Consider the following 24,655-nt stretch of genomic DNA (forward strand, 5'->3'; position numbering starts at 1 on the left):
TGCCCGGGAAATATTAGCTATTTCCTAATTCATCTCTCCATTGTAATAAATCTGTCTTTTCTGCTTCCGTGATTTCCTTATTTTCTACTAATGCTTCTGCCAAGATATCAAAGTTTGTAATCGTTGAAAAAGGTACATTCGCCTCTTTAAATTGGATATCAGCTGTCTCTAATCCATAACTAAAAATGGCAAGTACGTTTAAAACCTTTGCTCCAGCTTCTTGCAAAACGACAGCACTCTCTATAGATGAACCACCAGTAGAGATTAAGTCCTCAATAACAATGACTTTGTCTCCTTTCTCTATCTTACCTTCTATCTGATTTTGTTTTCCATGCCCTTTTGGCTTAGAGCGTACATATACCATTGGTAAATTTAAATAATCTGCCAGCCATGCAGCATGTGGAATTCCCGCAGTCGCACATCCGGCAATGACGTCTGGCTTTTCATCTAATTGTTCGATCATTTCAGCAAATTGTTCTACTATTTGCTTTCTCACTTTTGGATAGGACATGGTTAGTCGATTATCACAATAGATCGGTGAGTGAATACCTGAAGTCCAGACAAAGGAACGATCCGGTCGAATTTGAATCGCTTCTATTTCGTATAAAGCATTTGCCATTTCTTTTGATTTAAGCATGATTCCACTCCTCTACTACACGTTGATAATTTATTTGGGGATTGTCTGCTTGTGTAATGCTTCTGCCAATCACTAAATAATCAGCCCCATTTTGTTTTGCAATTGTTGGTGTAGCTACTCTCTTTTGATCATTCTGATTGGAGTCACTTAATCGTATACCAGGAGTAACCGTTAAAAAATCATCCCCACAAGCTTTTTTAATCGTCGGAACTTCGTGAGCAGAACAGACGACACCATCAGCCCCACTTTCTTTAGATAATAACGCAAGTCTTTCCACTGCATCATCTAATCGTTGCTGGATATATAATTCCTCTTGCAATACCTTTTCATCCATTGAAGTTAAAACGGTTACTGCAATTAATTTTGGAATATCATCGATTGCGCCCGCTTCAAGTCCTCGTTTCGCTGCTTTGATCATGTCACTTCCACCTGAAGCATGTACATTCACAATATCTACTCCAAGTGAAGCCAAATTATACATCGCTTTTTCAACGGTTGTTGGAATATCGTGCAATTTTAAATCCAAAAAAATCGGATGACCATGTTGGTTTAACCAATCAATAATGGCTCTACCTTCACGATAAAATAACTCCATCCCTACTTTTACGGGAACACCAAACAAATCATTATCCATAATAAACGTTTTTACATCATCTGCCGTGCGAAAATCTAGTGCTAAAAAGAACGGTTTATCCATCAACATGCCCCTTTCCGATTGCTTCTTCTACAGATTGGAATCCATATTGTTCTAATACACGTGGTAAATTTTGAATAATCTCAGGACAAGCGAATGGATTTTGAAAATTTGCAGTACCGACAGCTACAGCATTTGCACCAGCTAGCAAAAATTCCAGAGCGTCTTCTGCTGTGATAATGCCACCCATTCCAATGATCGGGACATCCAATGCCTGTCTTACTTCATAAACCATACGAATCGCAATAGGTTTAATGGCAGGACCAGATAAACCTCCTGTTTTATTCGCAATAATGGGTTTACGCTGCTTTAAGTTAATCTGCATACCTGTTAATGTGTTAATCATCGATAAACCATCCGCTCCAGCATCTGTAACTGCTTTTGCCATTGTTACAATATTAGACACATTTGGTGATAATTTTACATAAACAGGGTAATTACTTGCTTGTTTTACTTGATAGGTGACTTCTTTTGCAAGTTCTGGATCCGTTCCGAACTGAACGCCACCCTCTTTAACGTTGGGACACGAGATATTTAATTCAAACGCAGCAATATCTTGAGAATGATTTAAGGCTTTCGTTACCTCGACATATTCTTTCACCGTACTACCTGCCACATTTGCAATCACAGGTGTATCATAAGATCTTAAAAAAGGTAATTCTTCTTTGATGATGGTCTCTACTCCTGGATTTTGCAGACCGATTGCATTCAACATACCACTAGTAGTTTCCGCAACTCTTGGTGTCGGATTCCCATATCGCGCTTGTCCCGTAGCCGCTTTTACAATGATCGCACCTAAATCACTTAAATCATAAAATTGACTATACTCTTTACCAAACCCAAAGCAACCTGAAGCTGGCATAACAGGATTTTTTAGTGCCAATCCTGGTAAAGTTGTTGTTAAGTTCATGCTAAGATCACCTCATTTGCGTAAAAGACAGGGCCATCCTTACAAATTTTCTTCGATTTAGTTGGATCTTCTTTTAATGGAACAACACAAGCATAACAAGTGCCAACTCCACAACCCATTCGTTCTTCAAGAGAAATATAGCCTTTTTCTTCTGCTAATTGATTGGTTACTGCTTGTAGCATTGGTGTAGGACCACACGAAAAGTAATAATCGATTGTTGAAGAAAGTTCAGCAATAATATCTGTAACAAAACCTTTTTTGCCGTAAGTTCCATCATTTGTAGCGATATACGTATCTCCTAATAACTGAAACTTTTCTTCATAAAAAACATGATCTTTAGATTGAAAACCAAGGACTGTTGTTACTTTAACGCCCTTTTCTTTTAATGATTTCGCAAGGTAGTAAAGAGGAGGGACTCCAATCCCTCCACCAACTATTAAAGCGTGATCTAATTCTAATTCTTCAACAGGATAATAACTGCCACATGGTAAAATGACATCTAAGTGATCTCCAGCCTGGTACTTACTTAACGCCTTTGTTCCTTCACCAAAAATCTTAAAAACGATCGTAAAGTTATCCGCTTCTGCATCAACATTCGCTACCGAAACGGGTCTTCTTAACATGTGATGCTTTAATGCAACATGAACAAACTGGCCTGGCTTTAATTCACGGGCTAATGATGACTGCAAAACAACTTCAAACGTATCTTCGGCAATTCGCAAATGACTTTTTATCTTAATCAATTGTTTGGTTATCACAGTACGATAGCCTTCCCTTCCACTGCAGGTTTTGCAGTAAATGTTGTAGAGTCAATCACATTTACGATCGCTTCTGCTGTGTCAAGGCTTGTTAAACAAGCAATTCCATGTTCTACAGCTTCGCGACGAATTCTAAATCCATCAGATCGAGGCTTTTTACCAGATGTCAGACTATTTACTACTACCTGAACCTCACCCTGTTCAATAATGGAAAGAACATTTTTACCTTCTGCACCAACTTTACCCACCTCTGTTACAGGTAAGTTTAAGTTTTTAATCGCTTGTGCTGTACCTGCAGTAGCATATAAATGGAATCCTAATTCAAAGAACCTTTCGGCAATCTGACATGCCTCATCCTTATCTTTATCGGCAACCGTGATTAAAACAGCACCTTCCATAGGTATCTTTAATCCTGATGCTGTTAAACCTTTATATAATGCTTTTTCTAATGTTCGGTCACGACCGATCGCTTCACCAGTAGATTTCATTTCAGGCCCTAGCATTGTATCGACACTGCGTAATTTCTCAAAAGAGAAAACAGGTACTTTCACAGAAACCGTTTCTGGTTCAGGTAGTAAACCACTTTGATACCCGATATTAGCTAATGAATCACCAATAATACAACGGGTAGCTAGATTAGCCATTGTTACCCCAGTAATTTTACTTAGGAAAGGTATCGTCCGACTTGCCCTTGGGTTTACCTCTAAAACATATACTTCATTTTTGTGGACGACGAATTGGATATTAATTAATCCTTTGACACCTAATTTTTCTGCAATTTTAATCGTAGTTTGCACACACGTTTGTTTTATTTCCTCGGATAATCGTTGTGTTGGATAAACGGCAATCGAGTCACCTGAGTGAACTCCCGCTCGTTCGATATGCTCCATTACTCCAGGAATTATCGTTGTTTCCCCATCACTTATCGCATCCACTTCTACTTCAATTCCTGTTAAATACTTATCAATTAACACGGGGTGTTTATGTTTAATATGATTTGTTTTTGCTAAATAGCCCTCAAGTTCTTCCTCATTGTAGACGATTTCCATTTGACTTCCACCAATTACATAAGATGGGCGAACCAATACAGGATATCCAATTGATGCAGCGGCTTCTTTTGCCTGATCTAATTGACGAACACTTTTCCCTTGTGGTTGTGGAATATTTAGCTCTTGTAATAATTGTTCAAACTTGTCGCGATTCTCGGCAGTATCAATTGCTTCTAGTGGCGTTCCTAGAATTCTTACACCTCTGCGTTCCAATCCTTCTGCAAGGTTAATCGCAGTCTGTCCACCAAATTGCACAATCACACCTTCTGGTTGTTCTAATTCTACAACATGCATAACATCCTCAAGTGTTAATGGCTCAAAATATAATTTATCAGAGACACTAAAGTCTGTTGATACGGTTTCCGGATTACTATTCATAATAATCGCTTCATATCCCGCTTCTCTTAACGCTAATACAGAGTGAACCGTTGCATAGTCAAACTCAATACCTTGTCCGATTCGAATTGGGCCAGAACCAATTACTACTACTTTCTTGCGATCTGATACGATGGATTCATTTTCTTCTTCATAGGAACTGTAGAAATATGGTGTTTCTGATTCAAATTCTGCTGCACAAGTATCTACCATCTTATAAACTGGCATTAATCCTGCTTCTTTTCGAAGTTGATAGATATCATCGACTTCTACATTCCAGACTCTTGCAATTTGTGTATCAGATAATCCAATCTCTTTTGCTTCTCGTAAAAGCTCTCCATCTTGTGGATGATCAGCTAATTTCGATTCAAGATCGATGACATTTTTCAATTTTTCTAAGAAAAAGCGATCAATTTTTGTTAATTCGAAAATTTCTTCAAGACTCATCCCTTTTCGCAAGACTTCAGCAAGTACATAAATGCGTTCGTCATCTGCTTTGACAAGTCGTTCTTTCAAGGTTTCCATCGATTGATCAACTAGTTTTGGCAAGTAAAAATCTTCACCACTTATATCTAATGAACGTATCCCCTTTAACATTGCTTCCTCGAAATTTCGGCCGATTGCCATCACTTCTCCAGTTGCTTTCATCTGTGTTCCTAATTGACGATTACCTAATACAAATTTGTCAAAAGGAAAGCGCGGGAATTTCGATACTACATAGTCTAATGCTGGCTCATAGCAAGCATACGTTGTACCTGTAATTGGATTCATAATTTCATCTAATGTCATACCGATCGCGATTTTTGCAGCAATCTTAGCAATCGGATAACCAGTAGCTTTTGAAGCTAGTGCCGATGAACGACTTACTCGAGGATTTACTTCAATAATATAATATTGGAAGCTATCTGGATCCAGAGCTAACTGGACATTACAGCCCCCTTCAATTTCTAAGGCACGGATAATTTTTAAGGAAGCAGAACGTAACATCTGGTATTCACGATCACTAAGCGTTTGAGATGGTGCAACCACAATCGAGTCACCTGTATGAATACCAACTGGATCAATATTTTCCATATTACAAACCACGATCGCCTGGTCATTTTTATCTCGCATTACCTCATATTCAATTTCTTTGAAACCTGCAATATTTTTTTCGATTAGACATTGGTTGACTGGTGATAACGATAAACCGTTTCTGGTAATTTCTTTTAGATCTGCTTCGTTATAACACATACCACCACCAGTGCCACCTAATGTATAGGCAGGACGTACTATGAGTGGATAGCCAATTTCATCTGCAAAATCTAATGCTTCGTCTACTGTCGTGACAATTTGACTCTCTGGTACAGGTTCGTTAATTTCATTCATCAGCTTTCTGAATTTTTCACGATCCTCTGCATTCTGAATAGCATCTAATTTTGACCCAAGTAATTCTGCATTATATTCTTCTAAAATACCTGATTCATCCAATGCCACTGCTAAATTTAAACCTGTTTGACCACCAAGTGTTGGTAACACGGCGTCTGGTCGCTCTTTACGAATGATTTTAGACAAAAACTCTACCGTTAATGGCTCCATATAAACCGTGTCAGCTATCGTATCATCAGTCATGATCGTAGCTGGATTGGAGTTAGCCAATACAACGGTATATCCTTCTTCTTTTAACGATTGACAAGCTTGTGTACCTGAGTAATCAAATTCTGCTGCTTGTCCAATTACAATCGGTCCTGAGCCGATCACTAAAATCTTTTGAATATCTGTTCTTTTTGGCATTAGGCTTCCTCCTTCTGTGCTGCTTGATAGCTTGCAATATTTTCAATAAAACGATCAAATAAATAGTTTGTATCATCTGGACCAGGAGAACTTTCTGGATGATACTGTACGGAAAAGGCAGGATATACACTATGTTTGACACCTTCTACCGTTTTGTCATTTAAAGCAATTTGTGTTAATTCAAGATCTGTATCGTTTATCGATTCTTCGGTAACAGCAAACCCGTGATTTTGCGATGTTAAATACGTACGTTTTGTTTCGTAATCATAGACTGGATGGTTAGAACCACGATGACCAAACTTTAATTTTGCCGTATCTGCTCCACATGCTAAGGCGAGTAATTGATGACCTAAACAAATTCCGAAGGTTGGAACAGTTGGTATCACTTGTTTAATCATTTCAATTGCCTCTGGCACATTCTTCGGATTACCCGGACCGTTGGTTAGCATAATACCGTCTGGTTTTAAACGCAAAATGTTTTCTGCATTATAATTATGTGGTACTACCGTTACATGACAGTTTCGTAGTGTTAATTCTCTTAAAATACCATGCTTCATTCCGAAATCGACTAATACAATCCGATATCCTCGTCCTGGAGATACATATGGTTTTACCGTAGATACTTGTTCTACTTGATTTGTTAAAGGTTCAGCTTGTCTTACTTTTTCTAGTGCTTGGTTATCTTCATATTCTGCTTTTGTTAAAATACCACGCATCGTACCGTGTTTACGTAGAATCTTTGTAAGTTTTCTTGTATCAATTCCAGCGATACCTGGGATATTATTAGCCTCCAGGTACGTATTAAGACTTTCATCACTTCTAAAATTAGATGGAGTTTCACAAAATTCTTTTACAACAAAACCAAAGATCGATGGATTAATCGTTTCAAAATCGTCACGGTTAATACCATAATTCCCAATTAAAGGATATGTCATTGTCACAATTTGACCACAATAAGAAGGGTCTGATAATGTTTCTTGGTAACCAGTCATACCAGTGTTAAATACGACTTCTCCAATTCGTTCTTCGGTCGATCCAAATGCCACACCGGTAAAAGTAGTTCCATCTTCCAGTATTAGTTGTCGTTTCATTGTGTAACCTCCTGATATACTGTTTCACCTTTATAAATGGTAGCGACTGGCTTGCCAGTTACTTGCCATTGATGAAATGGTGTATTTTTTCCTTTTGACAAAAAGCTGTCTTTGTCGATCGAATAAATAGTTTCAGTATCTAATAGTGTCAAGTCAGCACTTTGTCCGATTTCAATAGCTCCAAACGGTAATCCAAATGTCGAAGCTGGTTTGACTGTTAACCAGTCGATTAATTGTTTAAGGGTAAAAATGTTCTTTTCTACAAAATGAGTATGCAATAGAGAAAAAGCTGTCTCGAATCCAACAATTCCAAAAGGTGCCTCTTCCATTCCGTGCGCTTTTTCTTCATGTGTGTGTGGCGCATGATCGGTTGCAATGAAATCAATCGTACCATCAAGCAATCCATCGATTAAGGCTTGTTGATCGTCCGTTGCACGTAATGGTGGATTCATTTTATAATTGGCATCATTCTCATTAATCGCATTTTCATTGATTAATAGATGGTGAGGGGTTACTTCTGCTGTAACACGAATTCCTGCTTTTTTAGCATCACGGATTACACGTACAGATTCTTTTGTACTCACGTGGCATACATGATAATGACAACCTGCTGCTTCTGCTAACAACACGTCTCTAGCAATCTGAACAGATTCACATACTGAAGGAATTCCTGGCAATCCCAATTTCTGACTTACTTCGCCATCGTGCATGACACCACCGTGAATTAACGTATTGTCCTCACAATGAGCAACTACCGGCATATCAATCTCTGCAGCGCGTTTCATCGCCTGTAGCATCATGTCTGATGATTGGATGCCAACACCATCATCTGTAAAGGCAAAAGCTCCTGCTTCTTTTAAGCTCTTCATATCTGTTAATTTGTCGCCGATTAACCTTTCTGTGATCGATCCATAAGGTAAAACACGAATCGATGCCGTTTCTTTTATTTTTTGTTGAATGGAATCTAAAACTTCCACTGAATCTGGAGTAGGTTGCGTATTTGGCATCGCACAAACTGTTGTATATCCACCTTTGGCAGCCGCTTTGGTACCAGTAGCGATTGTTTCTTTTGCTTCACCACCTGGTTCACGCAAATGTACATGGACATCGACAAAACCTGGAGACACAATGTGCCCTTTACCATCGATAATTTCTGCTTCAGGTTCATGTAACTTATTACCAATCGCCGCTATTTTTTCATCTTGAATTAATATTTCACATGGAAGTGTATCTCCATTATCCAATATTCGCTTGACGTTTGTTAAAATTTTCTTCACTATAATTTCCCCCTTGATTCAGTAGTGATTCGATAACTGCCATTCTTGCTGCTACACCATTTTTCATTTGTTTAAAAATACGGGATCGTTCACACTCGACTAGGCGTGTATCTATTTCGACTCCTCGATTGACTGGAGCCGGGTGTAGGATAACCGCATGTGATTGCATCCTAGCTTCTCGATCAATCGTTAACCCATAATTCTCTAGATAATCTGCTTCAGTGAATGCCTGGTGATCTTGATGTCGTTCGTGTTGAATTCGCAACAACATAAGTACATCGGCGATTTCAACTGCATCGTCCATCGAGATATACGGAAAGGGTAATGTGTTATCTTGCCAGTCATTCATACCGGTTAAATAAACCTGACACCCTAATGTAGAAAGAGCAATCGCATTGGATCTGGCAACTCGACTATGCTTTATATCCCCTGCAATGACTACTTTTAATCCATTAAATTGGCGGAATTCCTGATAAATTGTAACTAAGTCTAATAAGCTTTGGGTCGGGTGCTCGCCAGTACCATCGCCAGCATTGATAACAGGGATAGATAAAGATTCAGCTAATTGATTGGCGATATTTTCTTGTTGATGTCGGAGCACAATTAGATTTGCACCAATGGATTCGAACGTTCGTGCCGTATCGTAAATACTCTCACCCTTCGTCACACTCGAAATATCCGACATAAAATCTAATACTTCCATTCCCAACCTTCGTTGCGCCACCACAAAACTCATTTTTGTCCGTGTACTTGGTTCAAAAAAGAGATTTGCAGCAAAAAATTGTCCGTTAAGTGGTTGTACACCCTTCTGACTAATAACGTTAGCTCTTTTTACTAATTGGAGAATTTCTGTTTCAGATTTTTCTTTCATTGATACAAAATGCTTCATCTTTAGTCCTCCCTTTTTGAAGTGTATTACTTATTCTTGATCATCAGGTTCAGCAAACATTTGTCCATTTCCATACCCTGACTCTTTATCAGGTAATACAAGGTTTAAAATAAGACCAATAAATGCGGAAAGTGCCATTCCAGCTATGGTTACATCAACATCTCCCAGCGGTATATTTATATAGGCTCCACCAATACCAATTACCAAAATGACCGAAGAGATTACTAAATTTCTTTTAATACCTAAATCGATTTGATTATCAATAAGCATTCTTAGCCCACTTGAAGCGATGATACCGAATAATAGAATGGAGACACCACCCATTACCGCAGTTGGAATCGACGCAATCAATTCTGTAATAATCCCTACAAAACCAAACAGTATAGCCAAAACAGCTGCTCCACCGATGACAAACACACTAAACACCCTAGTAATGGCAAGTACCCCAATATTTTCACCATAGGTTGTATTTGGTGGTCCACCTAGGGCTGACGCTATCATGGTTGCCACCCCATCACCAAGTATCGAACGGTGTAATCCAGGTTTTTTGATAAAGTTTTTTCCTGCAATTTTGGACAGAACCATTTGATCTCCAATATGTTCTGCTACTGTTACCACTGCTACTGGAACCATAACTGCAACGATACTCAAACTAAACAAATCAGCGGGATTGTAATGAACAAACGGTATAACGAATTCTGGTACTAAGAAAATCGATTGTATCGCTTCTCCAAAGGACCCAGCGTTGATAATTTTATCCCAAGCAGCTTGGACACCACTTGCATCTAATATTTTGGAAGATGTAGTTGCACTTATGATTAAGGAATATAGATAACCCCCAATGATCCCTATTAAAATCGGAATAAGTCCGAAGAATCCTTTAAATAGTAAGGAGCCTATTACTGTTATTAATAGTGTGACAATGGCTGCACTAAAATGAATGCCACTATATTCACCATCGACATTCATGGCCATGTCTATTGCTGTTGGTGCTAATCCTAAACCAATAACAACTATTACGGGCCCAACTACGATCGGAGGTAATACTTTTATAATCCAATCGGTACCAAAAGTTGCGATCAATAGTGATAAAATTCCGTAAACAACCCCCGCCAAAAAGCTTCCGATCATCACTCCACCGGTTCCACCGATTGCCATCGCACTAGTGATCGGTGCAATGAAGGCGAAACTTGACCCTAAATATGCTGGTATTTGTCCTTTTGTTATAACTAAGTATGCTAGAGTTCCCAGTCCACTGGAAACCAGTGCTATTGCTGGTGAAAGTTCTGTTAAAAATGGTACCAAAATGGTCGCACCAAACATTGCGAATAAATGTTGAATACTAAACAAGATCCATTTTGACATTTTTGGGACGTCTCTAATACCTAACTCCATATTTTTATCTGACATGTCGCTCTCCCCTTTTTCTAAATAAAAAACCTCTTTGCTGGTCGCAAAGAGGTAGACGTGTCATTTAAATGCACGTATCCTAAATCTGCGACCTTATAAGCATCTCTGTACTTGGTTAAAGGTCTTTTATTCTTTTTCGTAAATACTTACACTATCTTTTTGATCAATTTCAGCTAATTCTACTGTGATAATTTCATTCTGTGAAGTCGGAATATTTTTGCCAATAAAGTCTGCTCTAATTGGCAACTCACGATGACCACGATCCACTAAAACTGCAAGTTGCATTTGCGAAGGTCTGCCTTGATCCATTATGGCATCCATCGCTGCACGAACTGTTCTGCCCGTATATAAAACATCATCTACTAAAATAACATTTTTACCTGTCACTTGTTCCTTAAGATTGGTATCATTTAATTGTGGTTCTTGTTGCTCATCTACATGTGAAAGATCATCACGATATAAGGTAATATCAAGCTCACCAATAGGTACTTCTACATGTTCGATATCCTGAATTTTTTCTTGAAGTCGTCTTGCAATTGGCACACCTCTTGTTTTAATACCTACAAGCATTAATCCGTCTACCCCTTTGTTACGTTCGAGGATTTCATGTGCTATTCTAGTTAATGCTCTTCGCATCGCAGCTGCATCTAATACATTTGCTTTTTTATTCATCATAAACGCCTCACTTTTTTCTCAAAGAGTAGGAAAATTGGTAATAAAAAAATCCTTATTCTCCGTGGGAGATAAGGATTTGGACATACTTATAGTAATTTATCCGATACCTTTCCAGCCTCACGGGACTGTTTTTAAAGGACTTTATGATATTGAGTTAATTATGACAAAAAGTGCAGGTGAAGTCAATAACTTTTACGGATATTTTCTAATACTTTTGCAAATTTAGTTGGTAATGGTGCTTCAAATTCCAAAGCTTCCTTTGTTATAGGATGTTCAAACTGTAAATGGTATGCATGGAGAGCTTGGCCATCCACATCAATGCTTTTGCGCTGACCATATTTTGGATCTCCAACTATCGGAAAACCAATATACTTCATGTGAACTCGGATTTGGTGAGTTCTACCTGTTTCCAAAATACATTTAACAAAAGAGTATTTTTCATGTAATCTCTCTAACACTTCAAAATGGGTGACGGCAGGTTTTCCTTTTTCTGTTACATCCATAAGTTGTCTGTTTTTTTCACTACGGCCTATCGGTGCATCAACCGTACCATAGTCATGAGGAATATCACCATGAACGATTGCTTTATAGGCTCTTTTCATTGTCTTCTTTTTCAATTGTTCAGCCAATCTTTCATGTGCCAAATCATTTTTAGCTACCACTAATAAACCACTCGTATCTTTATCAATACGATGAACGATACCTGGTCGTTTGACCCCATTTATTCCAGATAAATCATCACAATGAAACAATAGAGCATTTACTAATGTGTCTTCCTTATGTCCTGCAGAAGGATGAACAACCATGCCACTGGCTTTATTTACCACTAAAATATCTTTGTCTTCATATACAATATCAATTGGTAGGTTCTTTGCTACCACATCTAATGGTTCTACTTTAGGGATCAGCCATTCAATTTTGTCTTCAGGTTGACATTTATAGTTTGGTTTGACAGTTTTGCCGTTTACATTTACTAAGTTTTTGTCAAACCATGTTTTAATTTGTGACCTTGAATAATCAGACGAAATGGTTGCTAATAATTTATCAATTCTAACCCCTTGTTCTGCTTCATTAACTATGTATTCTGGTTCACTCATTTAGCTTGCTCCTTCTTTTTGTTTCTTTCATCGATGAATGTATAGATAAAAATAATGATCACGCCAACAACTAGTGCAGAATCCGCGATATTAAAAATTGGATAATTGTAAGTCCCAATGTAAATATCAAAGAAATCAACGACTTCTTTCCGAAATAGACGATCAATAAAGTTTCCAATTGCTCCACCTAGCACAAAAGCTAGAGCAGTACCTAATAACATACTTTCTTTTGCGTATTTCTGGATGTAAAAAATAATAAATCCAATCACAATGATGGTGATAATATAGAAAAAGGTCATTTGTCCTTGTAATATACCCCATGCTGCTCCAGAGTTTCGATGTGATGTTAAATAAAAAAAGGATTCAATAAGGCTTATTCTTTCTCCTAATTCCATATTGGTCACGATCAACCATTTCGTTACTTGATCGATCACGATTACTGCTAATGCAATTACATATACACGCCACATAACGTACCTCCAACATTTTCAATTCAAATGCAATAAATTACCTACACATTATACCATTATAAATCAAAATTGAAAAAGAATGTAGATAATTATATCTTTTACACAATAGACATATATTGCGAACCTGTGACAATTTTGAAAGTTTGATAAGTGTTAACCAAAAGCTCCGTCCATTTACTTCGCTTTCCGCGGGCACGGCTTCAACTTCCTCGGAAAGCAAAGGTCGCTTTCCTGCGGGATTTTCAGCTCGCGCTGTTCCCGCTGGAGTCTTCGTAAATGGACTACGCTTCAGTAATGTTCTACAAATTAAGTATCAGCTAGGATATTGATATCACAGCTTATTTCATCGTACCTGAACAGAATTCAGCTCAAAGCGGAGGAAAAATGCGACACTCCTGGGGGAACAGCACGAGCTGAAGATCCACTTGGTAAAGTGCTTTTCTTTACCAAGTTAGCTTCAGCCGTGCCCCCGGAAAGGAAGTGTTTTTCCGTAGCGTTGGATTAGCACTCATCTGAATACTTTTTCAATAATAGTTTGTCAGGTACTTCGCAGTTTAGATATACTATTGTATTGTTGATGTGGTTCCTTATAATTGTTATTAGGAAAGCCATGTTCCTTGGAAGGAACATGGCTTTTGGTTTGTTGTTTATTCGGTTAAGTGTGCGTAATTTTCTTTTACTACTGTTGCACATCGTGTACATAGTGTTGGATGATCGTTATCTTCGCCAACTGTATCAGAGATTACCCAGCAACGTTCACATGTTTCGCCTTGATGTTTCTCAATCTTTAAGCTGACATGATCGTACGTTTTGCCATCCTCCAAGTTGTCGACTAATTGCACATTTGAAACAATTAATAATTGATGTAAATGAGGCACCTCGCTTAATAAATTAGCCACTTGCTCATTATTCGCTTTAATAGTGACTGCTGCCTCTAATGATTTACCAATTACTTTTTCCGCACGTGCTTCTTCCAATGCTTTTAAAATGTCATCGCGTACGTCCATAAAGTGAGACCATTTCTTAGCTAAGGCATCCTGACCTTTGATCTCTCTTGCGTCAGGCATATCTGCTAATTGCGCATTTTCTTCTGTTACATCTGGAATATAGCTCCAAACCTCTTCCATCGTATGCGTTAAAATAGGTGTTAACAATTTAACCAATGATGTTAAAATTTCATAATATACCGTTTGAATACTGCGTCTTCTAGGGTTATCAGCGGATTCGATGTAAAGAATATCCTTAGCAAAATCTAAATAGAATGAACTTAAATCAATCGTACAGAAATTATGAATGGTTTGATAGACCGTTGAGAAGTCATATGCATCATATGCTTTACGAGATTTATCGATAACTTGTTGTAATCGTAATAACATATACTGATCCATTTCCTCTAAGTCATCATCATTGACACGATTTTCTGCAGTGAAGTCTTCTAAGTTTGCTAATAGAAAACGGAAAGTATTTCGGATTTTACGATACCCTTCAGCTGATTGCTTAATAATTTCATCTGAAATTCTTACATCTGCTTGATAGTCGACAGATGCAACCCACAGACGTAAAATATCTGCACCATATTGTTTCATGATTTTAGATGGTACCACTACATTACCGACAGATTTACTCATTTTACGACCTTGACCATCTAACGCAAAACCATGACTAATAACTGTTTCATAAGGAGATTTTCCTGTTACAGCTACTGCAGTTGAAATGGAAGAGTTAAACCAACCACGATATTGGTCAGAACCTTCTAAATAGACATCTGCTGGTCGTTGTAATTCTGCTCTACTTTCCAACACACCTTCGTGGGAGCTACCAGAGTCAAACCAGACATCCATGATATCTGTTTCTTTCGTAAATTCTCCACTTGGGCTATGTTCAGAAGAAAATCCTTCAGGTAATAAATCTTTCGTATCCCATTCAAACCAAATATTTGACCCATGTTCTTCAAATAATTTTGCTACATGTGAGATCGTTTCATCATTAATAATTGGTGTTCTATCTTCCCCGTAAAATACTGGAATTGGTACACCCCAAGTACGTTGTCTTGAAATACACCAGTCTTCACGATCACGAACCATATTAAATAATCGAGTTTCTCCCCAATTTGGAAGCCAATTAATACGTTTAATTTCCGACAAGATTTCTTCACGAAAATCCTTAATCGATGCAAACCATTGATTAGTCGCTCTGAAAATTGTTGGCTTTTTCGTACGCCAATCATGGGGATAAGAATGCGTGATAAAGTTCAATTTAAGTAACGCATTATTTTCTTCTAATTTTTCAGTCACTTGCTTATTAGCTGCATCATAGAATAAACCTTCAAAACCAGGTGCTTCTTCCGTGAAATAACCTTTTTCATCAACAGGACATAAAACCTCTAAGCCGTATTTCTTACCGATGATAAAGTCATCTTCACCGTGTCCTGGTGCTGTGTGTACAAGTCCTGTACCACTTTCTGTTGTTACATGTTCACCTAGGATAATTAAAGAATCTCGGTCATAAAAAGGATGTTTCGCTACTAAATGCTCTGCTTCTTGACCTTTAAACGTTTTTACAACTTTTGTTTCTGACCATTCAAATGTTTCTTTTAAGTTCTCAAGCATATCATGTGCTACCACATATTTTTGACCATCAACTTCTACAACCGCATACTCTAAATCAGGATGAACAGAGATCGCTAAGTTAGCTGGAATCGTCCATGGAGTTGTGGTCCAGATCACAAATTTCTCATTACCTTCTAATAAACCTTTTCCATCTTTCACATCAAATGCTACATAAATCGAAGCAGATCGTTTATCTTGATATTCAATTTCTGCTTCAGCAAGTGCTGATTCTGATGATGGTGACCAATATACAGGCTTACGTCCTTTATAGATATATCCTTTTTTCGCCATTTCACCAAATACTTTAATTTGGGCTGCTTCATATTCTTTGTTTAAGGTAATATATGGATTATCCCAATCACCTCGTACACCTAATTGTTTAAATTGTGTACGCTGGTTGTCAATTTGTTTTAATGCATATTCTGCACATTTCTGTCTGAATTCAGCTACTGTCATTTTTTTTCGGTTTACTTTTTTCTTCGCAAGTGCTTGTTCAATCGGTAAACCGTGTGTGTCCCAGCCTGGCACATATGGTGCGTGGAATCCAACCATTGATTTGTACTTCACAATAAAATCTTTTAACACCTTGTTTAGTGCGTGGCCCATATGGATATCTCCATTGGCATATGGAGGCCCATCATGTAGTACGAATAACGGTCTTCCTTCTGTACGAGTTTGTACTTTTTCGTAGAGCTTTTCTTTCTCCCATTTTTCCTGTAATTGCGGTTCTTTATTTGGCAAATTACCACGCATTGGGAATTTTGTTTTTGGCATATTTAATGTTTGTTTATATTCCATTGCTATGTCCTCCTTATTTCTATTCTTTTGGGTGAATCATACCTAGTAACTAAGTGGTAGTCGATTATTATAGCATATAAAAAGTCCTTCACATCCCTGGAAGGGACGAGAAGGACTCGCGGTACCACCCTTATAGTTAGCTCTATGTTGCTAACCACTTTGAGATTCGTAACGTGAATGAACGTTTACACTTACTTTTAAGTTCAGTGTAACTACTTCTGGGTGATCTTCAAATAAGGTACTAGATTAGGCTCTCACCGTCCCTAATTCGCTATGCTAGTCAAGCTTATTTTACTATCCCATTCGCTGTATTTTTGATTTATCTATGAAAAGATTATTGTTAGAATTATATGTAATAATTCTAATTTCGTCAAGGATTAATATTGATTTGAATGATTTCTTTGATTTTCCGATTCCTCTTCTTCATTTTCGAAATCCATCTCAAATAATCCGTCCCAGTCATTATTCTCTACTAGATCAAGTTGTGCTTCCACTAACATCTTCAATCTAGTACGGAATACTTTTGCTTGTTTTTTCAATTCTTCTACTTCCAAAGCAATCGACCTGGATTTATGTAGCGCTTCGTTAATAATTCGGTCAGCATTCTTTTCTGCTTCTTTTATAATTAATTTCGATTCTTTTTTTGCGTTTTCTTTTACTTCTTCAGCTGTTTCTTGAGCTACTAGTATCGACTTATTTAGAGTTGTTTCGATATTAGAAAAATGACTAACTCGTTCATTTAGTTGTTCTACTTTGTCTTTCAACTCTTTTTTCTCACGCATAACTGTTTCGTAATCTTTAATGACTTGGTCTAAAAACTCATTTACATCATCTTCATCATAACCTCGAAAACCTCGTGCAAACTCTTTGTTATGAATGTCGAGCGGTGTTAAAGGCACATCGGCCACCTCCTAATAGATGTCATCATACTTTATACATTATATTATCATACTTTGTTGACAAATCCCTATATAAAGTTACAAAAAATTATAATAATTTTTCATAAGTGATTCTTATTTTATCCTTTTTTGTTCGACCTTGTAATTCTTTGATACGTGAACGACCCTTCCCTCTTATCGAGAGAAGATCTCCATCCTCTAACAGAAAGGCTGGCTGATCAATCGTTTGAAAGTTCACTTTTACATAACCTTTTTTGATGAGATTTAAAGCTTGTTGCCTAGACATTTGGTATATCTCTTTGATCAATACATCTAACCTTAAAGAAGCACATGTAGTAGTAAGTTCTTGCCATTTATCTTGAGATGGTAGCCTATTTGTTAGAGGAACCTTTTCAAAAGAGACACCTGCTTTTTTTATTGAAGTAATATTAGTAATTAAATATGTCATAATATCTTCTGCAACTACTATCTGAATCGTATCTTCATAAATAACAATATCTCCAATTTTTTTTCGTTTGATACCAGCTGATAAAAATGAGCCTAATACATCTGGGTGTTCAATGGAGACAAACTTCTGCGGAAAAGTTGCTTGTAATAAAACGACTTCAAAGCTATCATTACTTATTTCTTCATAATACGGGGCGAGTACTGCTCTTTTTCTTTCTGCAAGTTCCCAACCACCAAAAAAATGCAGCTGTATTTCTTCATCATTTCCAATGATCGTATCAAATATCCTTTGTTCCCGTGGGTGTAAAAAATCAATTACTTTACTTTCGTAACGAGTAGTTACATGGTCACGCCAGGATAAAACCTGATCGATAAATGGATATTCTTCTTTTCTAAAATGTTGGTATAAATCCATATAATCACCTAAATTAATCTGAATATAAAATCTAAACCTCTCATCGCCATTTGTAGTACAATAATAGCTACGATAGGTGATATATCAATCATCCCGCCAATAGGTGGTATGATTTTTCGGAATGGTTCCAGGTATGGCTCTACAATCGAACCAAGCATTTGGCCAATAGATGATTCCCTGGCTCCTGGAAACCATGACATTAAAATATAAATAATAATCGCATACGAATATAGCATCATGCCGTATGCTAAAATTTGATAGATCAAATCCATTGTCTACTTTACCACCTTTGTTCTGGATCTATTTCTTCCATTATTTCAGTAATATTACCTGATATTTCAATACTATCTGGTGTACATAAAAAGGTTTGAGAACCTAATTTTTTGATTTGACCTGAAACAGCATAAACAGTACCACTCATAAAATCAATAATTTGTCTTGCTTGTAAGGTATCGACTCGTTGCAGATTTATCACAACAGATCTTCGATTGACAATATGGTCCGCTATATCCTGTACTTCATCATAGGAGCGTGGTTCACACAAAACCATTTTATTGTTTTTTTGAACAGAGGATAAACTAACCACATTCCCTTTGTCATCTTTTCTTCCACTACGTGTTGGAGGCGTATAATCATCTTGTTCCACTTCTTCTTCGACAATTTCGTATTCATCTTCATCAATTCCGAAGAAATTTCGAAACTTCCCTTTCATACTCATATTTTCACCTCTATTCTTCGTATGGACCCACTAAACTTGAACCAATACGTACGTGGGTGGCGCCTTCTTCAATTGCAATTTGATAATCATTACTCATTCCCATCGACAAATAATGACAAGGAGCGTGCTCCCACCCCTCACTCTGAATGGTATCACGTAATTCTCGTAAAGAACGAAAGGTCTCACGCAATCGTTTTTCATCTTTTATAAATGGAGCCATTGTCATTAAACCTACGACTTTAATATTCGGATAATTTCTTAATGTGTCGACAAAAGCTTGTACTTGATTTAAATCTAAGCCATGTTTTGATTCTTCTCCACTAACATTAACTTGGACAAAGCATTTTAAAGCTTTATTTGTTCGCTTATTAATTTCTTTTGCGAGTGATTTACGATCAAGTGAATGAATGTAATCTACTTTATCAATGATTTCTTTCACTTTCCTTGATTGTAAGGAACCAATAAAATGCCAAGTTGCTTCAGTTCCAATTGATTGATATTTATCGATCAATCCTTCGATCCGATTTTCGCCAAAATGATTAATTCCTTCTGCTAAAGCCTCTTCTGCTCTCTTTATTGTAACATATTTTGTAACACCTATTATTGTAATATCACCTGGGTCTCTATTGCTATTTTTACAAGCTTGTTCGATATTTTGTTTGATATTAGCTAGATTGTTTGCAACTGTCATGATCGACTCCCTTTCTTTTGTTATACAATAGCGATAAATCCCATCATTCTTCCTGTAGGATGTTGATCTCTCCTATGAGAGAAAAACATAGAATGATGTGACGTACAATAATTTGAAATATGTATGTTATTTACTGGTATTCCTTCATCTAACAAAAGTTGTTGATTTAACATTTTTAAATCTAAGTGGTAGTCATTGTCTTTCCCTTGATAACAATTGTTATATTTCGGATCAATGTGTTGAATTACATGGTCGTTAACTTGATAGCAGGTCTTACAAATACTTGGTCCAATCACCACTTCGATGTCCTCAATATTTGAAGATAATATCTTAAAATTTTCTATTGTCTTTTTAGCAATATTTGCGACGGTACCTTTCCAGCCTGCATGCGCTATAGCTACAGTGAAATTTACTTTGTCATAAAAGTATAGTGGTACACAATCAGCATATAAAGCAGTACACATCACATTCTTAGTCGAAGTGATTAAACCATCAGTTGCTACAAGTGCATCTTCTTTTGTATAGATACCTCTACCTTTATGGTTTTCGTTAATAAGTTGTACATAGTTATCATGAACTTGATCTGCCATAACCCATTGTTTAAGCGGAATATTAATCTGCTCTGCTACTTGTTTACGATTTTGCAGAACATGATCAGGGTTGTCCTCAACATGAAAACCTAAATTATTACTATTATAGGGAGGCAAACTTATGCCATTTTCTCTTGTTGTAAAGCCAGCGACAATATTTGCATCTTTCCATGGTTTAATCCACAAAATGGGGTTGTTATTTTTCTGGAAGAAAGGTTCGTTCATCATACCCCTCCTATTTCAAATCATTTTATCATATTTTAGCACATCTTAACAATTAGATTCTCAATCATTGTTGATATGTGGCGGTGTCATCATCTTTAGGACTAATTTGAACGGTAGGAAATGCACCATTTTTCTTTACTAAAATGACGTCATGTCCTATTTTTATCACATGTTCCCAGGGAATAACAATTTCTCTTGATTCACCAAACATGCCAAATACTTTCGTTTTTGTTGCCACAACTAAGTTTGTTATTTTACCAATATCAACATTTATTTCAATATCCGTTAAATTACCTATTTTTGTACCATCCTCGATATAAACAATGTCCTTCATTTGCAAAGACGATAATGTGATCATAATAATTAATCCCCCTTTTTATCAATATATGTAGATCGTCTTAAAATATGGTTGGAGAAGATCATAAAAAAACACAAATGTCTGTATCTAATTTATGTTTCGAAACAAACTAATCATGATATCGAATAGAGAGGAGGATGGTGATGGGTAGAGATGAACATAAAAAGAAAGTTGGCAAAAATTTCTTAGCACAAACTCCTAATTATGAAAAGACAGATGGTATTGATGTAGAATTCTCCTCTGAATTAGCGGATGCAAATGATATCGAGGCTAAGAATAGAAGTGAACGTGCAGATAAAAGAGCAAAAAAACTAGAACAAAAGTGATTTGATAAATAACAAAATCCAAATGATCACACGAATTAAACCAATAATTCGCCATCATTTGGATTTTTAATTGCATACATATAAGAAGGACAATGCGACACTATTGTAGTGGTAATTATGAGATATTATATGTGCTTTGTAATCGCTCCGGCTTGTTGGCTTCCCTTTCCGCGGGTTTTTCTCCTCAGCTAACTTTTTAAGCAAAGTACGCTTAAAAAGTGGATCTTCGGATAAAAACATCCCGCAGGAGTGGAAGCCAACGCCTGCGCTTTTTAATGCTCTACAACTAAAGTAAGAATAATCATATTGGCGTCATTCAATATCACCTATGAATTTTTCTTTAGATTACTTATCCTAATTAACAAAATATGTTCATATCGGTAACAATCCAAAATGCAAGCACTAGCTATCTTTGTAGAACTTCTTTCAGCGTAGGCGTCCACTTCGACTCCTAGGGGATCAGCGCGATCTGAAGATCCACTTTGTAAAGTGTTCTTCTTTACAAAGTTAGGTCGAGTAAGCGGGAATACGCTTGAAATAAATTGTATTCCTCACTCCTCACAGAACCGTGCATGCGCTATTCACGCACACGGCTCTTCCTATCATCATTCACAGAATATAGGATATATGATATCTCAGATCATATATGCTCATTTTAATTACCGGTTTCGGCAACGGATATTTCTCTAGGAATAATCGAAACTTCTCCCAACTGAATGATTTCCGTTGACTCCTTCGATTCATCCATTTGAATAGTAGTTGTTCAATGCTGTTCAGAAAGTAGAGGACTTCTTTATAGTTATCCGTGATACAATAATAATTATAGTAGCCCTCTAGCGATTGTGTGATTCGGCGCATGATGTCTTGGATATCCCTCGTTCGATTTGCCTTTAGCCAAGCTTTATGTTGTTTAAGTTTGGCACGGATTTTCTTCTTGCTACTTTTCCGTTTCACACGGAACGTACCTTTCTTGCTTTTGCTACAATAGTGCGTAAAGCCAAGAAAATCGAACGTCGATGGTTTCCTCTGTCCGTTACGCTTTGCATCTTTCCAGGCATAAGGACCGAACGAGATAATCTTCGTTTTATCCTCTGCAATTTCTAGATGAAACTTACGTAACCTTTGAATCAGATTCGTGTAGAATCGGTTGGCATCTTCTTTGTATTGGAAACAACACACAAAGTCATCCGCATAGCGAACCATATAGGCTTGACCTCTACATTGTTTCTTTACAACTTTCTCAAACCATAGATCCAACACATAGTGAAGATAAATATTCGCTAGAACCGGTGAAATGTTGCCCCCTTGCGGGGTTCCTCGGTCTGTATCGATATATTTCCCCTCTTCCAAATAGCCAGCTTTTAGAAATCGGGCTATAATGCGAAGTAAGTTGGGATCGTTGATACGATGGCGAAGGAACTTCATCATCCAATCATGACTCACGTGATCAAAGAATCCTTTGATATCCGCATCTACTATATAATTGGTTTTCCGTTGTTCCATGTATACATTTAAGATCTTTAATGCATCATGGCAGTTTCTATTCGGACGAAAACCGAAGGAACAATCGAGAAAATCATTTTCGTAAATGGCATTCAAAATCTTCGTAATACCCTTTTGAACGATTTTATCTTCATGTTCGGGAATACCTAGTGGCCGTTTCTTGTTGGAACCTGGCTTATCGATATAGGTACGCTTTACCGGTACCGGTCGATAAGCCATTTTCTTCATTCGTTTCACTAGGCCTTCGATATTTTGGTCTAAATTCCCTTCGTACATTTCTTTGGTAGTGCCATTCACACCGGTTGCTTTACCTTTAGGTAATTGGTGATGGCACTGTTTCAAGTTACTTTCATTTAGTAAATGTACAAGAGAGGTAAAGACAAGCTTTTTATCCGATTTCGCCAATTCTGTTATCCTATTAAGTTTCGTTTCCATAATACGTTCCACCTCTGGGTATGGATTATGTTTCCCTATCAAGGGTGATGACAGGTAACGGCCTTTCCTCCATCGGCATTACCCAACTTCATCAGTACTACGCCGTTATCCGACTTCCTTTAGGCATTTGACAGCCCTCACTTTGTTATCGCTTGTTCGTCATTACTTTCTTTATCCGAAAGACCTAAAGGACCTCCCGAGTTACCGCAACATATCAATGTGTAACGTGCCAGGGTCTTCGACTCCGGAGAAGATAGCATTCTCTCACCTCTAACGAGAACCGTATTGTTGTCTTCTATGCTTCAGAACACATCGACCTTCTCATCTTTGGGGACATTTCGGAGCTCTATCCCTCAACCGTTATGGTTTTCCGGCCCGTTACCTAACTGTCTACGCTTAAAGGCAATGTGTTACCACTTGCCCTCCAAGACTCGCTACAAGTGAATGGTTAGTTCTTTCTTGGCGGGAATCCCACCCGCTATATGTTACGACCTATGCTCGGCCGCACCTGAAGACGCGCCCCTGGAAAGCGAAGTGGGCAAGCCGAAGCGGATACAACACTATACATAATGTCAAAATTTCCATCAGATTATGTCGTATAATCTTGATTTTGTTCATTCATTATCATTTTTAGGGATGTGTATTGTCATTGATATATTTTGCATTTTTATTCGAACATTTCCTTATTCATCTCTTTAATTGCTGCTTTTTCTAATCGGGAGACTTGTGCTTGTGATATTCCGATTTCTTCTGCAACTTCCATTTGTGTCTTACCTTGGAAAAAGCGTTTATTTAAAATTAACTTTTCTCGTTGATTTAACCGTTGCATCCCCTCTTTAATAGATAAATGGTTCAACCAATCATTATCCTTTACATTTTCATCACTGACTTGATCCATAACGTAAATTGGATCACCACCATCATTGAAAATAGGTTCAAATAATGATACCGGGTCTTGTATGGCATCTAGTGCAAAAATAACATCGGTTACTGGCACATCAAGTTCGTCAGCAATTTCCATAGGAGAAGGATCTCTCGATGTTTTATTTAACAATTTTTCTCTTGCATGTAGTGCCTTATATGCAATGTCTCTTAAAGAACGTGATACTCTTATTGGATTATTATCACGCAGGTAGCGTCTTATTTCACCTATAATCATTGGTACTGCATAAGTAGAAAACTTTACATTTTGGCCTAAATCAAAATTATCAATTGATTTTAGTAATCCGATACAACCGACTTGAAATAAATCATCTCCATACTCACCACGATTATGGAATCTTTGAATAACGCTTAATACTAATCGTAAATTGCCGTTCACTAACTTTTCCCGTGCAGATTGATCCCCATTCTGCATAGATCTAAATAGGATTCTCATCTCTTCGTTTTTTAATACTGGTAAGGTTGCTGTATCTACCCCACAAATTTCTACTTTATGTCTTGTCATTTTGTACCCTCCCAATTGGAGATCCTTCTCAAAAATAAGTATCACCAATCGAGAGTTTTTTATGCATCAACCATCATTTACCAAAAACT

Annotated in this window: 23 protein-coding genes and 1 other annotated feature; of the genes, 1 reads left to right on the forward strand and 22 read right to left on the reverse strand. The window is 37.3% G+C overall.

Annotation, left to right across the window (positions count from 1 at the left end):
- Positions 1–13 precede the first annotated feature (13 nt).
- The 20 genes from pyrE to BN3107_RS12180 form a co-directional block, all read right to left on the reverse strand.
- Complete coding sequence (gene pyrE, locus BN3107_RS12080; RefSeq protein ID WP_058307877.1) at positions 14–637, reverse strand: orotate phosphoribosyltransferase; 624 nt, start codon at positions 635–637, stop codon at positions 14–16.
- Complete coding sequence (gene pyrF / locus BN3107_RS12085; RefSeq protein ID WP_058307878.1) at positions 630–1,334, reverse strand: orotidine-5'-phosphate decarboxylase; 705 nt, start codon at positions 1,332–1,334, stop codon at positions 630–632. Before pyrF ends, pyrE begins: the two co-directional genes overlap by 8 nt.
- Positions 1,327–2,241 (reverse strand): dihydroorotate dehydrogenase, encoded by a 915-nt coding sequence (locus BN3107_RS12090; protein ID WP_058307879.1) that lies wholly within the window; start codon positions 2,239–2,241, stop codon positions 1,327–1,329. Before BN3107_RS12090 ends, pyrF begins: the two co-directional genes overlap by 8 nt.
- Positions 2,238–2,999 carry a dihydroorotate dehydrogenase electron transfer subunit gene (locus tag BN3107_RS12095; protein ID WP_058307880.1) on the reverse strand — a complete coding sequence of 254 codons (762 nt, stop codon included), beginning with the start codon at positions 2,997–2,999 and terminating at the stop codon, positions 2,238–2,240. The genes BN3107_RS12090 and BN3107_RS12095 overlap by 4 nt, the downstream gene beginning before the upstream one ends.
- On the reverse strand, positions 2,996–6,196 hold the full coding sequence (carB, locus tag BN3107_RS12100; protein WP_058307881.1) for a carbamoyl-phosphate synthase large subunit: 3,201 nt from the start codon (positions 6,194–6,196) through the stop codon (positions 2,996–2,998). Before carB ends, BN3107_RS12095 begins: the two co-directional genes overlap by 4 nt.
- Complete coding sequence (locus BN3107_RS12105; protein WP_058307882.1) at positions 6,196–7,287, reverse strand: carbamoyl phosphate synthase small subunit; 1,092 nt, start codon at positions 7,285–7,287, stop codon at positions 6,196–6,198. Before BN3107_RS12105 ends, carB begins: the two co-directional genes overlap by 1 nt.
- Positions 7,284–8,564 carry a dihydroorotase gene (locus BN3107_RS12110; RefSeq protein ID WP_058307883.1) on the reverse strand — a complete coding sequence of 427 codons (1,281 nt, stop codon included), beginning with the start codon at positions 8,562–8,564 and terminating at the stop codon, positions 7,284–7,286. Before BN3107_RS12110 ends, BN3107_RS12105 begins: the two co-directional genes overlap by 4 nt.
- The gene (locus tag BN3107_RS12115; protein ID WP_058307884.1) at positions 8,524–9,453 is read right to left on the reverse strand and encodes an aspartate carbamoyltransferase catalytic subunit; all 930 of its coding nucleotides are present in this window, start codon (positions 9,451–9,453) and stop codon (positions 8,524–8,526) included. Before BN3107_RS12115 ends, BN3107_RS12110 begins: the two co-directional genes overlap by 41 nt.
- Before the next feature lie 30 nt (positions 9,454–9,483).
- Complete coding sequence (locus tag BN3107_RS12120) at positions 9,484–10,863, reverse strand: solute carrier family 23 protein (RefSeq protein WP_058307885.1); 1,380 nt, start codon at positions 10,861–10,863, stop codon at positions 9,484–9,486.
- Positions 10,864–10,989: 126 nt separating this feature from the next.
- Complete coding sequence (gene pyrR, locus BN3107_RS12125) at positions 10,990–11,535, reverse strand: bifunctional pyr operon transcriptional regulator/uracil phosphoribosyltransferase PyrR (protein ID WP_058307973.1); 546 nt, start codon at positions 11,533–11,535, stop codon at positions 10,990–10,992.
- A gap of 185 nt (positions 11,536–11,720) precedes the next feature.
- Positions 11,721–12,635 carry an RluA family pseudouridine synthase gene (locus BN3107_RS12135; protein WP_058307887.1) on the reverse strand — a complete coding sequence of 305 codons (915 nt, stop codon included), beginning with the start codon at positions 12,633–12,635 and terminating at the stop codon, positions 11,721–11,723.
- Positions 12,632–13,105, reverse strand: a complete 474-nt coding sequence (lspA, locus tag BN3107_RS12140; protein ID WP_058307888.1) for a signal peptidase II — start codon at positions 13,103–13,105, stop codon at positions 12,632–12,634. The genes BN3107_RS12135 and lspA overlap by 4 nt, the downstream gene beginning before the upstream one ends.
- Positions 13,106–13,752: 647 nt before the next feature.
- A complete protein-coding gene (ileS, locus tag BN3107_RS12145) occupies positions 13,753–16,512 on the reverse strand; it encodes an isoleucine--tRNA ligase (protein WP_058307889.1) in 2,760 nt (919 codons plus the stop codon).
- 98 nt (positions 16,513–16,610) lie between these two features.
- Positions 16,611–16,828 (reverse strand) — a binding site (T-box leader).
- 61 nt (positions 16,829–16,889) lie between these two features.
- Complete coding sequence (locus tag BN3107_RS12150) at positions 16,890–17,411, reverse strand: DivIVA domain-containing protein (protein WP_058307890.1); 522 nt, start codon at positions 17,409–17,411, stop codon at positions 16,890–16,892.
- 88 nt (positions 17,412–17,499) lie between these two features.
- Positions 17,500–18,273, reverse strand: coding sequence for a YlmH family RNA-binding protein (locus BN3107_RS12155; RefSeq protein ID WP_058307891.1), 774 nt, complete (start codon positions 18,271–18,273; stop codon positions 17,500–17,502).
- 8 nt (positions 18,274–18,281) lie between these two features.
- Complete coding sequence (locus BN3107_RS12160; RefSeq protein WP_058307892.1) at positions 18,282–18,545, reverse strand: YggT family protein; 264 nt, start codon at positions 18,543–18,545, stop codon at positions 18,282–18,284.
- Positions 18,546–18,553: 8 nt separating this feature from the next.
- Positions 18,554–18,991, reverse strand: coding sequence for a cell division protein SepF (locus BN3107_RS12165; protein ID WP_058307893.1), 438 nt, complete (start codon positions 18,989–18,991; stop codon positions 18,554–18,556).
- Between the two features lie 10 nt (positions 18,992–19,001).
- Positions 19,002–19,682, reverse strand: a complete 681-nt coding sequence (locus BN3107_RS12170) for a YggS family pyridoxal phosphate-dependent enzyme (protein ID WP_058307894.1) — start codon at positions 19,680–19,682, stop codon at positions 19,002–19,004.
- A gap of 20 nt (positions 19,683–19,702) precedes the next feature.
- Complete coding sequence (pgeF, locus tag BN3107_RS12175; RefSeq protein ID WP_082631291.1) at positions 19,703–20,500, reverse strand: peptidoglycan editing factor PgeF; 798 nt, start codon at positions 20,498–20,500, stop codon at positions 19,703–19,705.
- Positions 20,501–20,561: 61 nt separating this feature from the next.
- The gene (locus BN3107_RS12180) at positions 20,562–20,855 is read right to left on the reverse strand and encodes a YlmC/YmxH family sporulation protein (protein WP_058307896.1); all 294 of its coding nucleotides are present in this window, start codon (positions 20,853–20,855) and stop codon (positions 20,562–20,564) included.
- Between the two features lie 143 nt (positions 20,856–20,998).
- Here BN3107_RS12180 and BN3107_RS12185 point away from each other — a divergent pair, with 143 nt between their 5' ends.
- Positions 20,999–21,181 carry a YfhD family protein gene (locus BN3107_RS12185; protein WP_058307897.1) on the forward strand — a complete coding sequence of 61 codons (183 nt, stop codon included), beginning with the start codon at positions 20,999–21,001 and terminating at the stop codon, positions 21,179–21,181.
- A 609-nt stretch (positions 21,182–21,790) separates the two neighbouring features.
- Here BN3107_RS12185 and ltrA read toward each other — a convergent pair.
- A complete protein-coding gene (gene ltrA / locus BN3107_RS12190; protein WP_058307502.1) occupies positions 21,791–23,119 on the reverse strand; it encodes a group II intron reverse transcriptase/maturase in 1,329 nt (442 codons plus the stop codon).
- 667 nt (positions 23,120–23,786) lie between these two features.
- Positions 23,787–24,566, reverse strand: a complete 780-nt coding sequence (gene sigG / locus BN3107_RS12195) for an RNA polymerase sporulation sigma factor SigG (RefSeq protein ID WP_058307898.1) — start codon at positions 24,564–24,566, stop codon at positions 23,787–23,789.
- Positions 24,567–24,655 lie beyond the last annotated feature (89 nt).

The sequence above is a fragment of the Gracilibacillus massiliensis genome, from assembly GCF_001458115.1.
Taxonomy (GTDB): domain Bacteria; phylum Bacillota; class Bacilli; order Bacillales; family Amphibacillaceae; genus Gracilibacillus; species Gracilibacillus massiliensis.

Coding starts and splice junctions, on each gene's coding strand:
- BN3107_RS12160 (WP_058307892.1), bottom strand. CDS start 18,545: ATGGATTTGATCTATCAAATTTTAGCATACGGCATGATGCTATATTCG.
- BN3107_RS12115 (WP_058307884.1), bottom strand. CDS start 9,453: ATGAAGCATTTTGTATCAATGAAAGAAAAATCTGAAACAGAAATTCTC.
- pyrE (WP_058307877.1), bottom strand. CDS start 637: ATGCTTAAATCAAAAGAAATGGCAAATGCTTTATACGAAATAGAAGCG.
- BN3107_RS12135 (WP_058307887.1), bottom strand. CDS start 12,635: ATGAGTGAACCAGAATACATAGTTAATGAAGCAGAACAAGGGGTTAGA.
- BN3107_RS12155 (WP_058307891.1), bottom strand. CDS start 18,273: ATGGATTTATACCAACATTTTAGAAAAGAAGAATATCCATTTATCGAT.
- carB (WP_058307881.1), bottom strand. CDS start 6,196: ATGCCAAAAAGAACAGATATTCAAAAGATTTTAGTGATCGGCTCAGGA.
- lspA (WP_058307888.1), bottom strand. CDS start 13,105: ATGTGGCGTGTATATGTAATTGCATTAGCAGTAATCGTGATCGATCAA.
- BN3107_RS12170 (WP_058307894.1), bottom strand. CDS start 19,682: ATGACAGTTGCAAACAATCTAGCTAATATCAAACAAAATATCGAACAA.
- BN3107_RS12180 (WP_058307896.1), bottom strand. CDS start 20,855: ATGATCACATTATCGTCTTTGCAAATGAAGGACATTGTTTATATCGAG.
- BN3107_RS12185 (WP_058307897.1), top strand. CDS start 20,999: ATGGGTAGAGATGAACATAAAAAGAAAGTTGGCAAAAATTTCTTAGCA.
- BN3107_RS12120 (WP_058307885.1), bottom strand. CDS start 10,863: ATGTCAGATAAAAATATGGAGTTAGGTATTAGAGACGTCCCAAAAATG.
- BN3107_RS12090 (WP_058307879.1), bottom strand. CDS start 2,241: ATGAACTTAACAACAACTTTACCAGGATTGGCACTAAAAAATCCTGTT.
- ltrA (WP_058307502.1), bottom strand. CDS start 23,119: ATGGAAACGAAACTTAATAGGATAACAGAATTGGCGAAATCGGATAAA.
- pgeF (WP_082631291.1), bottom strand. CDS start 20,500: ATGATGAACGAACCTTTCTTCCAGAAAAATAACAACCCCATTTTGTGG.
- BN3107_RS12165 (WP_058307893.1), bottom strand. CDS start 18,991: ATGAGTATGAAAGGGAAGTTTCGAAATTTCTTCGGAATTGATGAAGAT.
- BN3107_RS12105 (WP_058307882.1), bottom strand. CDS start 7,287: ATGAAACGACAACTAATACTGGAAGATGGAACTACTTTTACCGGTGTG.
- sigG (WP_058307898.1), bottom strand. CDS start 24,566: ATGACAAGACATAAAGTAGAAATTTGTGGGGTAGATACAGCAACCTTA.
- ileS (WP_058307889.1), bottom strand. CDS start 16,512: ATGGAATATAAACAAACATTAAATATGCCAAAAACAAAATTCCCAATG.
- pyrR (WP_058307973.1), bottom strand. CDS start 11,535: ATGAATAAAAAAGCAAATGTATTAGATGCAGCTGCGATGCGAAGAGCA.
- pyrF (WP_058307878.1), bottom strand. CDS start 1,334: ATGGATAAACCGTTCTTTTTAGCACTAGATTTTCGCACGGCAGATGAT.